The organism is Treponema putidum (genome assembly GCF_000755145.1).
Taxonomy (GTDB): Bacteria; Spirochaetota; Spirochaetia; order Treponematales; family Treponemataceae; genus Treponema_B; species Treponema_B putidum.
Genome location: NZ_CP009228.1, coordinates 149,671 through 162,745, shown reverse-complemented (window position 1 = coordinate 162,745; position 13,075 = coordinate 149,671). Strand labels below are relative to the sequence as shown.

Here is a 13,075-nt window from a genome sequence, read left to right as displayed (position 1 = left end):
TATGAGTTTTTTATCGAGGTTTGAGCCTCTTTTAGGTTCTGACAATTTAAAAAAGATTGCAGATGCACGGATTGCGGTTTTCGGTCTGGGAGGCGTAGGAAGTTATACTGCCGAGGCTCTTGCCCGAAGCGGGGTTGCCCAAAACGGGGCGGTCCGGAATGGGACGGTCCAAAGCCGTGCCGCCCGAAACGGGGCTTCCCGGAACGAGGCGGCCCGAAGACGGGCAGGGCGGCTTATTTTGATTGACGGAGACAGGATAGAAGAAAGCAATATCAACCGTCAGCTTTATGCCCTTTATTCTACCATCGGAAAATTTAAGACCGAAGTTGCAAAGGAACGTATTGCCGATATAAGTCCGGAATGTCAAATTGAAGCTATAAATTCCTTTGTCCTGCCGGATAGTTTTTATAAAATCTTAGGTGAAGATTTTTTTAAAAGGATAGATTTTATAATTGATGCTGTCGATACAATAGCCCTAAAACTTTTTCTTGCAGCTGAGGCCGAAAAAAATAAGGTACCTCTTATTTCGGCGATGGGCTGCGGAAACCGCTTAGATGCCGACTTTGAATTTGCAGATATTTACAAAACGAGCGTCTGTCCTCTTTGTAAGGTAATGCGTGCCGAGTTAAAAAAAAGAAATGTTAAGCATTTGAAAGTGCTTTATTCCAAAACCGAATGTACAGTAAAACAAAACCCTCCGGCCTCGGCTGCATGGGTGCCCTCAATCGCCGGTCTTTTAATAGCCGGAGAGGTGATTAAGCATCTATCTCGGCCAGAAGATTTTTCATAATAAATTTGCGGCGTTCGGGGGTATTCTTGCCCATATAAAATTCCAAAATTGAAGGCACCTTTTTTAGGGTTTGAACCGTTACAGGGAGGAGTTTTATATCCTGCCCAATAAATTGCCCGAATTCTTTGGGGCTTATTTCTCCCAAACCCTTAAAGCGGGTAATTTCGGAAGAAGTTCCAAGTCGGCTTACGGCCTCATCTCTTTCCTTTTCGGAATAACAATAGCTTGTCTCTTTTTTGGTGCGTACTCTGAATAGGGGAGTTTCCAAGATATGAACCCTGCCTGAGGTAACCAGTTCTTCAAAATAGCTTAAAAAGAAGGTTAAAAGCAGGTTACGTATATGAAAGCCGTCATTATCCGCATCCGTTGCTATTACAATCTTTGAGTACCGTAGGCCTTCAATATCGTTTTCGATGCCTAGTGCCATCATCATATTATAAAGCTCTGCATTTTTGTATATCTGAGCCCGTTTTTTACCATACATGTTTTCAGGCTTTCCGCGAAGAGAAAAAATTGCCTGCGTTAAAACATCCCTGCTTGAAACCATTGCTCCCGTAGCCGAGTCTCCTTCGGTGATAAAGATCATGGTGTCTTCACCGAATTTTCCGTCTCCTAAATGGAATTTGCAGTCCTTTAATTTCGGAATCTTTATGGCAATTTTTTTTGCTGCTGCCTTTGCTTCTTTTTTTACCGTGTTGAGCTCGGTGCGGAGTTTTTCATTGGCAATTATCTTGCTTTCAAGTTGTGCCGCAGAGTCCGCATTTTTTTTGCAGCCATTCTACAACTGCCGACTTTGTATCGTTGACTATCCAAGAGCGTACTTCGGTATTGCCGAGTTTGTTCTTTGTCTGGCTCTCGAATACAGGAGCTTGGATCTTTACAGAAACGGCAGCACAGGTTCCTTCACGGACGTCTTCGCTTTTATAGTTTTTTCTAAAATATTCGTTGATGCCCTTTAACAAGCCTTCTTTAAAGGCCGAAAGGTGGGTACCGCCGTCTGAGGTGTATTGCCCGTTTACAAATGAATAATAGGTTTCGCCGTAATTGTTTGTGTGCGAAAAAGCAAACTCAAGCTGTTTTTCTTTGAACCGGCAGACTTCATAAATTGTGGAAGTTCCTACATTGGATTCAAGCAAGTCCAAAAGGCCGTTTTCGGATTTAAAAAGTTTTCCGTTAAAACTCAAGGTAAGGCCGGAGTTTAAATAAGCATAGTTCCAAATCCGTTTTTCGATAAAATCCAAATTGAATTTATAATCCCCAAAAATTTTTGTATCGGGAATGAATTCCACTAGGGTGCCGTTTTTGATACCGGGCTTTGTGTTTCCGTTTTTTTCGCTTACGAGGTTTCCTCTTTCAAAGATTGCTTCGGCATATTTACCGTCCCGCACGGCTACAACCCTAAAATATTCGGAAAGGGCATTGACAGCCTTTGTTCCGACCCCGTTTAGACCGACCGAAAACTGAAAGACATCATCGTTATATTTTGCACCCGTGTTTATAACCGAAACACATTCTACCAATTTTCCTAAAGGGATTCCCCGCCCGAAGTCTCTGACCGTTATCTTGTTTCCTTCTTGTTGAATATCTATGCGGGAACCGTTCCCCATTATAAATTCGTCTATAGAGTTGTCGATTACCTCTTTTACTAGGATGTAAATTCCGTCATCGGGATTTGAACCGTCGCCTAAGCGGCCTATGTACATGCCCGTCCTTAAACGGATGTGTTCAAGGGAGCTCAAAGTCTTTATTTTGGACTCATCATAAACAGCCTTTTTTGCAGCCATTATTCTTCCTCCGAGCCTGAATCGGTTGTTTGATCCGAAAATTTATTTTTTAAGGTCAGAGCATAGTCTTGCAAATCTGTTATTTTGTTTTCGGCTGTTTTAATTGCAGCTTCGGATTCCCTTATTTTCTTTTCGGCTTCCTTAATTGCATTTTCGGAATTGTTTATTGTACGGTTTAAGTTTTGAATTCTATTTTCTTCGGCCTTTATTTTTTGCATAACTTCACAGAATTCTATATTGTATTTTATTTTTGTTATTTCTTTTCGGTAATCTCCGGTTTTTTTCAGGTAATCCGCATATTTTCCAAGAGCCTCATCCGATACTTCTCCTCCCAGAGCCGATTCTCCTTCAGCTGAATAAAACTTATCTGCATATTTTATTCCGGCGGAGTAAAGGATTGAATCTATGTGTTCATCTATTTCTTTTATTCTGTTTGAAAAATTGTCGATACGTTTTTTTGAATTTTTGTCGGCTCCGGAATCGGCTAGTTTTTTGGTAACAAAACCGGCTTCTTCTTCTATCATTTTAAGGCGGTCTTCCGAGTCCGTCAAATCCATACCCAATTTTAAAATTTCCTCGTAAGTTTTTTTAAGCTCGGGTGAAAGTTTATCTTCATCATAAAGAGCTTTTACTTCTTGAGAAGTTTTAAGGTCTATAGCCGATTTTGTTAAGATGTTTTTGATCTTTTTTTCGGAATTTTTTACCTTTAATTCATGGGATGTAATTTTTCCCGAAAGGCCGAGTTTGACAAAAAAGTTAGCTTCTTTTTTTTCAGCATTTAGGGCTTCTATTTTTTCTTGAGTTTCGTGTATTTTTGCTTCTTCCGTGTGTATTTCGTCAGATAGAGGCGTAAAAAGGGCAGCACATTGGGGTAAAAAGTCCTTGTAGAGTTTGAGTAAAAAATCCCCTTTTATTTTTTCAATCTCTTTTTTTGTATCTGAAAGCCTATCCTTTATTTGTTTTTTAAAACCGTCCAATTCGGAAAGACGGGTATTGTTATTTTTTATGTCCAAGATGCTTTCGGTACAAAACTTTCTTTCATCGTGCAGTCTTTGCCATTGAACCAGATTATCCTGTGAAACGGTATTGTTTTGCTTTACAGGATCGGCTGCATCTTTAAGAAGTTTATTTCCAAGCTGTTTATAAGCTTCCACAAGTTTTGACTCAAAGTCTTTTAATTCTTTTAAAAGAATCGGTATTGTTTTATTGCTATTATTCATTCTTCTATTGTAACCCTTTATTTGTTTCTTGACAATAGCACTATAAACTGTCATAAACTGACACAGGGATAAAGAGATTTAAATTAAAAAACTATTTCTATGAAAAAGAAATTAAGCTACTTTCTCGCTATGAGCACCATCGTTCTTGCCTTTTCATTATAGGGCGAAAAATCGAAGTCTCCGTATATTTCTACCGAAGAAAAGCCTGCTGCAAGCATCAGTCTTTTTAACTCGACGGCAGAATAAAGGCGCTGGACATAGGTGTGGTCTGCCTTTCTGCCCTGCTCATCATAAAGTATCCAGCGGGAACGTAAACCTTCCCAAGCTCCTTCGACGGAATATTCGGTTAAGACGGTAAAACCGCCCCGTTCAAACCATTCACCTTCGGTAAAATCCCGCACAGCAATTTCACGTCCCGTCATTTCGAGAATGAACCAGCCGTTCGGTTTTATGGATTGGGCTATGTTTTTTAGGATTTGCATATCTTCTTCGATTGTGCTGCAATACCCGAAACTCGTATACATACTTATAGCCGCATCAAAGGCTTCAGGCCGGACGAATTTGCGCAAGTCTCCCTGAATCAGCTCTATTTCTACATTTTCATCTTGAGCAGAATCCATAGCTGCATTTAAGAAGGGGCGGATTAAATCGATGCCTGTAACACGGGCCTTGCGTATTGCAAGCTCAATGGCAATCCTTCCGGGGCCGCAGCCTGCATCCAAGATTGAAATTCCGGCATTATCTACAGGAACGCCGATTATCCTTAAAACGGATTCCGCAACGGCAGGAGCTTCAGCCCACCTTTGCGTGTCAAACATAATCGGAGCATATTCAGCCCAAAACGTTTCGTTTTCAAACCAATCTGAAAGTTTTTCCATTATCGCGCTACCACCTCGGCTTTAAGTTTATTTAATGCGGTTTTTCCACAAATAGCTTCTACAATTGCAAAGGCAAATTCTTCTGCAGCTCCTGCTGCACAGGCCGTTATTATATTTCCGTCTCTTATAACCCTTTCGCCGGCCTTTGGTTTTGTACTCAAATCCTGCCCCATACCGGGATAGCAGGTATAGTTCTTTCCTTCCAACAAACCCCAAGAACCTAGAGCAAGGGCAGGAGCCGCACAGATTGCAGCGACGATTCCTCCGCTTGCAAGAGTCTTTTTTGCAAAATCTTTAACGGCTTCCGTTCCGGCAAGAGTACTGCTGTTAGGAAGGCCGCCTGGAAGGATTACGGCAATCAAATCGCCATCCATCTGCAAGGCTTCTTCCAACACAATATCGCAGGTTATAGGAACCTTATGAGATGAAATTACGATTTTGCCTTCAACACCAACCGTAATCAAATTTATTCCGGCTCTTCTTAAATAATCTATAGGTGTAAGGGCTTCAACATCTTCAAATCCGTTTGCTAAAAATAAAAAAGCTTTTTTCATTTATTCCTCCAAATTTACAACTAGATAATATTGTTCTAATATGGTATAATGATAGCATGAAACAAGTTTTATTGATAGGGATAGCCCCTACTTTACGCTATTATATTACAAAAAAATTACAAGAAGTAGGTATTTTTGTAATATATGTTGAAACAGTCATAGAAGCCATGAATATTATGAAGCAGCAGCCTGTAATGCTTATAATAATAGACTATAGTTTCAGCAGAGATGTCTTGTTTAATTTTTTTGCAGAAAAACAAAAAGCTCCAACCCTTGCAGGAATACCGTCAATAGTATTGGGAAGAAAAATAGCCAAAGTTGACATAGCTTTATTGGCCTCATACGGAGTAAAAAAGGTAATTTCAAAGCCTGTAAGAGTTGATGAACTTTTATCCTCAATAGGCATAATTTTAGGAACAACATTTCCCATAGATCCCACACCCTGTATCTTGGAAACGCGGGTAAATGAGGATGTTATATTTATAGAATTGGCGCAAGGCCTTAACAGAGATAAACTTGAGCTCCTTCAATTTAGGATTATAGAACTCATCGAGTCCTATAAACTTACCGAAGCTAAAATTTTAATTATATTGACAGATTTAAATTTAACCTATGCCGATACCGCTAACTTGGAATATTTGATAGATAATATCCTAGCTGTAAAGGTAGTTTCTCCTAAAAATGTAAAACTTCTTACCTTAAATCAATTTGTAAAAGACTTCTTTTCGCAAAATCCCGACTATAATATGATTGAAGTTGTAGGAAGTCTCGCTCAAGCCCTTTCGGCTCTTTTACAGACAAGCGAGGATAAGAGAGCTGTAGCTCAAACAATGCTTAATGCCGATAATGAGCGCAATGAAAACATAGGCAATCTTGAAACCCGTTTTAAACTAGACACGGCCGAAAGTCTTTCCATAGCTGTAGTAGACGATGATTTAGTAGTCCGTAAAATGATGACGGCTATTTTTTCGGGCTTAAATGCCGAAGTAGCTCTATTTGAAAACGGAGAAGATTTTTTAAATAAAATACAAAATGACGCTTATGATGTTATTTTTTTGGATATGATTATGCCCGGAATGAGCGGCATCGATGTTTTAATTGAAGCAAAAAAGAAAGGCATAACAGTGCCTTTTGTTATTCTGTCTTCCGTAACTCAGAGAGATACGGTTATTAAGGCCCTGGAAAAAGGGGCTAAAAGATACATACTAAAACCTATAAAAAAAGAAACGGTTTTACGCAAGATGGAGGAAGTCTTAGGTGCCTCTCTTTAATAAAAGTATTTCAAATTTTCGGTTGGGAAAATATTTAACCTCATCAAACATAGCCTATATAATTTTTTCGTCTGAGTATATTCCTTTGTTTTGGAGCCCTGAAGCCGAAAGACTTTTACCCGACTACTTGATTAAAAATACAAAGGTACAAATATACGATTATTTAAAAAAAGTTTTATCTGAAGAGGACTATATCCGGCTTTCAGTATTTATAAAAAACAATTCCAAAACAGCAGATTTTGAGGCCAAATTCGATAGTCCTTCAAGCCTTTCCGATAAAACTACTTTAAAGTTCAGCTTTAATCAACAAGATGACGGCACTTTTTTTGTAACTATCGATGACATTACCAAACAAAAACTAAAAGAACAATTTTTGATAATTGCAAAACAGGATGCCGAAAAAGCAAACAGTATGAGGAGCCTTTTTTTAGCCAATGTAAGCCATGAAATAAGAACCCCTATCCAGACTATAATAGGCATGATGGAGCTTATAAAAGATACAAACCTAGATGAGGAACAAAGTGAATATACCCGCCAAGTCAATTTTAGTGCTGAAGTTTTGCTTGCACTCGTAAACGATATTTTGGATTTTTCAAAACTTGAAAGCGGAAATATGACAATGGAAAAAACGGTTTTTAATCTGACCGACTCTGTTGAACAAACCGTAGATTTAATTTCGATGGAAGCCCACAAAAAAGGGCTGGAAATCGTAGTAGACATAAGCGATAAGATACCCGATTTTATATACGGCGATCCGTCAAGGCTGCAGCAGGTTCTTTTAAACTTCGTAAAAAATGCAGTTAAATTTACTGAAAAAGGTTATGTTTCGGTTTCGGTAAAGGTTGTTCTTGAAGGCAACCCAAACAATACCGATAAGGAAAAACGGCTCTCCATTCTTTTTGAAGTTGCAGATACGGGAATAGGAGTAGATGCAGAACAAAAATCGAAAATATTCAATTCTTTTTATCAAGGAAATGCCTCTATCAATAGAAAGTACGGAGGTACGGGATTAGGCTTGGCAATTTCTAAAAATATTATAACTATGATGAAGGGCAAAATAGGAATAAAAGATAATATTCCCGCCGGTTCGGTCTTTTGGTTTAAGATTCCCTTGATACCTTCAAAGAAAAAAGCTCCCCATGAAAATATATTACTTGACAAGAATACCAGATTTTTAATAGTCGATGATAATTCGCAAACCCGCTCGATTTTAAAGAGAATGCTTTTTAAATTCGGTTTTGAAGATATAAACTTGGTAAGCTCCGGTGAGCAGGCAATCGAAATTATGAAAACGGCAGCCGAACATAAAACCCCTTTCAATGTGGTATTCATAGATATGGTTATGCCGAAAATGGACGGATGGCGGCTGGGAGCGGAAATTCACAATGACGAACATCTTTCAGGCTCAAAACTCTTTTTGATGATTCCCGAAGGCAGCCTCGGACAGGACGCAAAGATGAAACTTTTGGAATGGTTTGACGGATATCTTTACAAACCTGTAAAGATAAGAATTGTTTTTCATCTGCTAAACGAACTCTATCGTAAATCAGCAATAACTTTAGGAAAAGACGACATTTCGGAGCTTGAGCCCCTTGAAGCAGGGGAGAAAAGTCAAAGGCCTGAAACCTCACATACTTCGGATGAAGATGACTTTTCCGGCTGTAAGGTTTTAGTTGTCGACGACCATCCCGTAAATCAAAAATTATTAAAGCTTATTTTGGAAAAAGCCAACTGTACAGTAGATACGGCAAATGACGGTGAACATGCTATAGATATGGCATCAAGCGAAGACTTTGATATTATCTTTATGGACATCCAGATGCCGGGCATCAACGGATATGAAGCTACACAAATTTTGCGTAATAAAAGGTATTTAAAACCTATTATTGCATGTACGGCAGGCTCACAAGACAATGAAAGAAGCCTATGCGAATCTATGGGATTAAACGATATAATAAAAAAGCCCTTTAACAAAAAGCAGCTCTTTGAAATGGTCAAAAAGCATTATAAATCGCAAATTTAATCTAAGGTAAACCTCTAAAAAACCGAAGTTTTTAGAGGTTTACCTAGAGGTTTACTCAAATCTTGTAAAAGGCCTACACTTTAAATTTTCCAACTTCTTCTGCAAGGTTTTGAATGCTGGCCTTATTCTTTTGACTGATATCATTTACTTCCTGTACGGCATTGCTGATTTGTACGGCACCGGAAGCCATTTCGTTCATACTGTCGGTAATTATGCGGGTAAGCTCATCAAGTTTTTGCATTTCTTGGGCTACATTTTCTCCGCCTCTCAGCATCTCGGCGGAACCGTCGTTTACCTGATTGGTTACCATGTTTATATCACGTATTGCCGACAACACTTCCTTGCTGCCGTTCTCCTGTTCACGCATAGCGTTAGTTAGATTTTGGCTCATTGTTTTTACTTGTTCCGAAAGAGCAAAAATAGTGTTGAACTTCTCCTCTACTGTTTTTGAAGAGGTTGAAAGAGTTTCAATCTCGCCTGAAAGAATTTTGAGGGTGGAGGTAATATTTTTTCCCTGAATACTGGACTCTTCTGCAAGTTTTCGGATTTCATCTGCCACAACGGCAAATCCTTTACCTGCTTCGCCTGCGTGGGCTGCTTCTATTGCAGCATTCATCGCCAAGAGGTTTGTCTGACTTGCAATGTGCTGAATAACGCTTGAGGCTTCCAAAAGACTGCCGGATTCTTCAGCTATCTTTTGTGTAACTGAGTTTGAATTAACTATTGTTTCTTTACCGTCGGCAGTAGCATCTGCAAGGGTTTTTATGACATCATCGGTTTTGCTGAGAGTCTGTGTGATGGAAGTTATGTTCCCGACCATCTGCTCGATCGCTGAAGAAGATTGTGCAACACTCGCCGCCTGATTTTCGATACTTCCGTTAAGCTGATTTATAGTGCGTATAATCTCTCCGATTGTTGATGCCGTTTTGGTAACGCTTGCGGCCTGAGTCAAGGCCTGTTGTTTTACACTTTCTATGTTCGCACTTATCTGATGCACGGCACTGGCGGTTTCGGTCATGTTCGAGGCAAGCTCGCTGCCTATGTTTGTCATTTCTTCACTGCTTGCTCCGACGGTTTTGATAGACGAGCCTATCTTTGAAATAGTTTTATTAAAATATTCGGATAAGTCCGTAATCTCATCGTTACCTCGTATAGGAAGACAAGCGGTCAAGTCTCCTTCACCTTGCGAAATATTTTGTAAGGCCGAAACTGCTATTCTAATCGGGCTTACTATGGTGCGGGCTATAAAAAAGGCAATTAACTGAGCAGCCAGAAAAATTATTATACCGATGCCAATCAGTGAAGTGCGTAAGGTGTTTACCGTTCCCATAAATTCATTTACGGGTGCATTAATTATAACTGTCCAGCCGGTTGTTTTCATCTTTGCATATGAGGATATCTTACGTATGCCGTTGTATTCATAAAACTCTACTGACGGCTTATTGTTTTTTACAGCCACTTTTGTAAAAGCAGCAAGAGAGGTAAATTTGGGATTGCTCTTTGCCTCATGCTCGACATTTTCCATTCTTTCAACAATTTCAAAGTCTTTTGTTGCAATGGTAGTTCCTGTAAGTCCCAAAATATAGCAGAAGCCCGTTTTACCGACGACAATATCGGAAATAATATTTGAAAGGTGCTTTGCATCGACAACGCAGTTTAATACACCGAGCTTGTTTTTGTTATTATCATACAATGGGAGTGCAAATATAATGACGACTTTATTTAAAGACCGGGAAAGGATGGGCTCTGAAATAAATTTATTACCTGCAGATGCTGCCTTAAACCAATCTCTGTCATGCACATCTACGACTGTTCCATCGCCGTCCGTACGCACACCGGAAAGTCCGTATAAGTTAAGCTGTTCGATTTTTTCATTAGAATCAGTCTCACTTTGCAAATAATCTACCTTTTCATGATAGGATACTGTCGGGTCTTTTAAAATCGGCTCTTTTGCGATGCCCTCAAGAAGTTGAAGGAATGTTGAAATACGCCCATCGACAATTTCTGCCGTGTCTTTTGCCTTGTCAATCAGATGTGTTTCGACCTTTTCCGTTACCGCCTTACGAGCTGTGTGTATAGCAAAAATGCCCTCTACAAATCCTGCTGCCATAATTAACAAACCGAAGATTATAACCAGCTTCTTTTTCATTGAAAATCGTTTTGAAAATACGCTTTTTTTTGCCATTTTGATAACTCCTTAAAATAAAATTTGTTTATTAGCCCTCTAAAACTTCAGTTTTAAAGGATTATCTACGTTTACCGATCTTTCTCAAATTTACTTGTATATTTTAATAAATCTCACAAATCATTGATATATAAAGACCGGCCTAAAAAGATTTTTTTAAATGTGGAAATGAATTACCTTATACATGATATTCTAAATCTTTGTCAAGAGGGCTTATTAAGTGTATCAAGATTAGGTTCGTTTTATCCGCTTAAAAAGTTCGGTGCGGTCGATTATAAAATAGAGTGGGCGGCCGTGGGGGCAGAGCGGTTCGGGGAGGGCGAAAGTTTTGGCTGCAATATTGTATGCGGAAACGGGGTCAATTATGTCTCCATCCTTACAGGCTGCACGGCAGGCCGAGCTTGCAAGAATGTGGTGCATGAGTCCCGAAGGATCCTTTCCCGCACCTGCAAGGTCTTCTTTTAAGTCCTTCTCTGTGCCGTGCCACCTTATTGGAACAGCTCTTATAATCCAAAGCCCTTTTTTTTCTTCGCTCATCTTAAAGCCGGCTTTTTGAAGTTCTTGAAGGTTTAGTCTTATAATTTCATCATCTTTTTCGGATTCCGTTTCGATACGGTATGGAATTAAAAGTTCCTGAGAGGGGCCTAGGCTTTTTTTTAAGTCTTCAAAAAGAATGCGTTCGTGGGCGGCGTGCTGGTCGATTATATATAGGGCGTTGTTTTTTTCGACGGCGATAAAGGTGCCGCAAAATTGGCCTAAAAATTTAAAGTCGGCTTTAGGAAGGTCAAGAGGGGCTGCCTGCACATCATGGGGGACAGCCTGTACTCCATGAACGGCCGCCGGCTGATAATTACCGGCCGCCGACGCTCCGATTTGCTTTATCGGGGATGCCGGCCAATAGGGTTTTGCATTGCCGGGACTATATTGTTCCGTATTGATTTGCCGGTAATTTTTTTCGTAAATTCGGTTTAAATCGGCAGCCTCGAATTCTTCTTTTTCAAAACCCAAATCGGGCGTACATTCCGGCTGATAGCTTTCCTTCAAAAGCTCGGAAACGGTTTTTTGTTTATAAAAGCTGCTTATAGTCGAACTTAGGCTGTGATGGATTTCTTTATAGTCCTCGAATTTTGCTTCTTTTTTTGCAGGGTGAATATTGAAGTCGACTCTTTCGGGTTCTACATTTAAAAAAACAAAGGCTGCCGGGAAACCCCCGTTGGGAAAATAGCCTTCCGATCCGTAGCAAATAGCTTGAACAAGGCCGTACTCGTTTATCCGCCTTCCGTTTACAAAGATGTAGATATTACGTTTATCTGAGCGGACAACTGCGGGGCTTCCTAAAACGGCTGTAAAAGAAAAGCCGTCCCCTTCTTGGTTTATCTCGTAAAAAAGTTCTTCCGGTTCCTTAAAGCTCATGGCTGCAAGGCATCGTTCTTTTAAGGAAGAGTGAGCCGGAAGAATGAGCTTATTTATTCCGTCTGCTATATAACGCATTTCAATTTTGTAGTGGGGGAGGGCTTTTTCGATAAAAGTTTGACGGCATTGAGAAGCCTCATATTGGGGGCGTTTTAAAAATTTCTTACGGGCAGGGAAGTTTTCAAAAAGATTTTTAACTTCGACCGTTGTGCCCTTATTTAAACGGGCAGGAAAAACCTTCCCCAAGGAAAGTTTCCAAGCAGCGGGGCCTTCACGGGTAGAGGTAATCTCAAGAGAGCTGACAGCCTGTACCGATGAAAGGGCTTCACCTCTAAAGCCTAAACTTTGCAAGTGAAGCAGGTCTTCGGCTTGGTCTATCTTACTTGTCGAATGAGTATGGGTACAAAGCTCCAGGTCTTCCTTTGTCATACCGCATCCGTCATCGCTTACTCTGATTCTATTTATTCCGCCTTCTTCGATTTCTACTATTATTTGAGAAGCTCCCGCATCTATCGAGTTATCCAATAGTTCCCGCACGACGGAAGCCGGCCGTTCGATAACTTCTCCGGCAGCTATTTTGCTTGCGGTTTCTTTTGATAAGAGTTTTACGGGTTTATATTCTCTCATGCCGATTTCCTTAAATTTAATCCTCGCCCGTTCCTGCGAACAAATCGAGTTCCGGCTCTTCTTCAGGCAGTACGGGCTGATTTACTAATATTTGAATTTTTCCTTCCATTTTTTCAATATCTTTTTCAAGCCCCTTGGCAAGTTTTATCCCTTCTTCAAAGAGGGAGAGGGCTTTTTCTAAAGGAATATCGGAGGAACGTATGTCATCGCTTATCTTTTCAAGTCTTTCCAATCTTTCTTCAAATTTTTTCATAGATAAATACTATCCTTTTTTTTGACGAGGGTCAAGTGAAGGGTCAATGCCCAATCGTCATCTTCCCAAAACCTCAT

At 39.9% G+C, this 13,075-nt stretch carries 9 protein-coding genes and 1 pseudogene; 3 read left to right on the top strand and 7 right to left on the bottom strand.

Going from position 1 to position 13,075, the window contains the following annotated elements; all coding sequences use genetic code 11:
- Nucleotide 1: 1 nt before the first annotated feature.
- The gene (locus tag JO40_RS00710) at nucleotides 2–790 is read left to right on the top strand and encodes a tRNA threonylcarbamoyladenosine dehydratase (protein WP_044977390.1); all 789 of its coding nucleotides are present in this window, start codon (nucleotides 2–4) and stop codon (nucleotides 788–790) included.
- Here the strand turns inward: JO40_RS00710 and JO40_RS00705 are convergent.
- From JO40_RS00705 to JO40_RS00690, 4 genes and pseudogenes are all read right to left on the bottom strand, one after another.
- A pseudogene (locus JO40_RS00705) lies at nucleotides 756–2,574 on the bottom strand (DNA topoisomerase IV subunit B). The gene JO40_RS00710 and the pseudogene JO40_RS00705 overlap by 35 nt on opposite strands.
- Complete coding sequence (locus tag JO40_RS00700) at nucleotides 2,574–3,794, bottom strand: hypothetical protein (RefSeq protein WP_044977388.1); 1,221 nt, start codon at nucleotides 3,792–3,794, stop codon at nucleotides 2,574–2,576. Before JO40_RS00700 ends, JO40_RS00705 begins: the two are co-directional and overlap by 1 nt.
- A 116-nt stretch (nucleotides 3,795–3,910) precedes the next feature.
- Nucleotides 3,911–4,672: a class I SAM-dependent methyltransferase gene (locus JO40_RS00695; RefSeq protein ID WP_044977386.1), complete on the bottom strand. Its 762-nt coding sequence runs from the start codon at nucleotides 4,670–4,672 to the stop codon at nucleotides 3,911–3,913.
- Entirely contained in the window at nucleotides 4,672–5,226 is a 555-nt protein-coding gene (locus JO40_RS00690) for a DJ-1 family glyoxalase III (RefSeq protein ID WP_044977384.1), read from the bottom strand. The genes JO40_RS00695 and JO40_RS00690 overlap by 1 nt, the downstream gene beginning before the upstream one ends.
- Before the next feature lie 56 nt (nucleotides 5,227–5,282).
- On the opposite strand from JO40_RS00690, the gene JO40_RS00685 reads away from it, so the two are divergent.
- Together JO40_RS00685 and JO40_RS00680 are read left to right on the top strand one after the other, a co-directional pair.
- Nucleotides 5,283–6,497, top strand: coding sequence for a response regulator (locus tag JO40_RS00685; protein ID WP_044977383.1), 1,215 nt, complete (start codon nucleotides 5,283–5,285; stop codon nucleotides 6,495–6,497).
- Nucleotides 6,484–8,520, top strand: coding sequence for a response regulator (locus JO40_RS00680; protein ID WP_044977381.1), 2,037 nt, complete (start codon nucleotides 6,484–6,486; stop codon nucleotides 8,518–8,520). Before JO40_RS00685 ends, JO40_RS00680 begins: the two co-directional genes overlap by 14 nt.
- Nucleotides 8,521–8,593: 73 nt before the next feature.
- Here the strand turns inward: JO40_RS00680 and JO40_RS00675 are convergent, their stop codons facing one another.
- The 3 genes from JO40_RS00675 to xseB form a co-directional block, all read right to left on the bottom strand.
- A complete protein-coding gene (locus JO40_RS00675; protein ID WP_044977379.1) occupies nucleotides 8,594–10,705 on the bottom strand; it encodes a methyl-accepting chemotaxis protein in 2,112 nt (703 codons plus the stop codon).
- A 231-nt stretch (nucleotides 10,706–10,936) separates the two neighbouring features.
- Nucleotides 10,937–12,745, bottom strand: a complete 1,809-nt coding sequence (mutL, locus tag JO40_RS00670) for a DNA mismatch repair endonuclease MutL (protein ID WP_044977377.1) — start codon at nucleotides 12,743–12,745, stop codon at nucleotides 10,937–10,939.
- A gap of 16 nt (nucleotides 12,746–12,761) precedes the next feature.
- Nucleotides 12,762–12,998 carry an exodeoxyribonuclease VII small subunit gene (gene xseB, locus JO40_RS00665; protein WP_044977375.1) on the bottom strand — a complete coding sequence of 79 codons (237 nt, stop codon included), beginning with the start codon at nucleotides 12,996–12,998 and terminating at the stop codon, nucleotides 12,762–12,764.
- Between the last annotated feature and the right edge of the window lie 77 nt (nucleotides 12,999–13,075).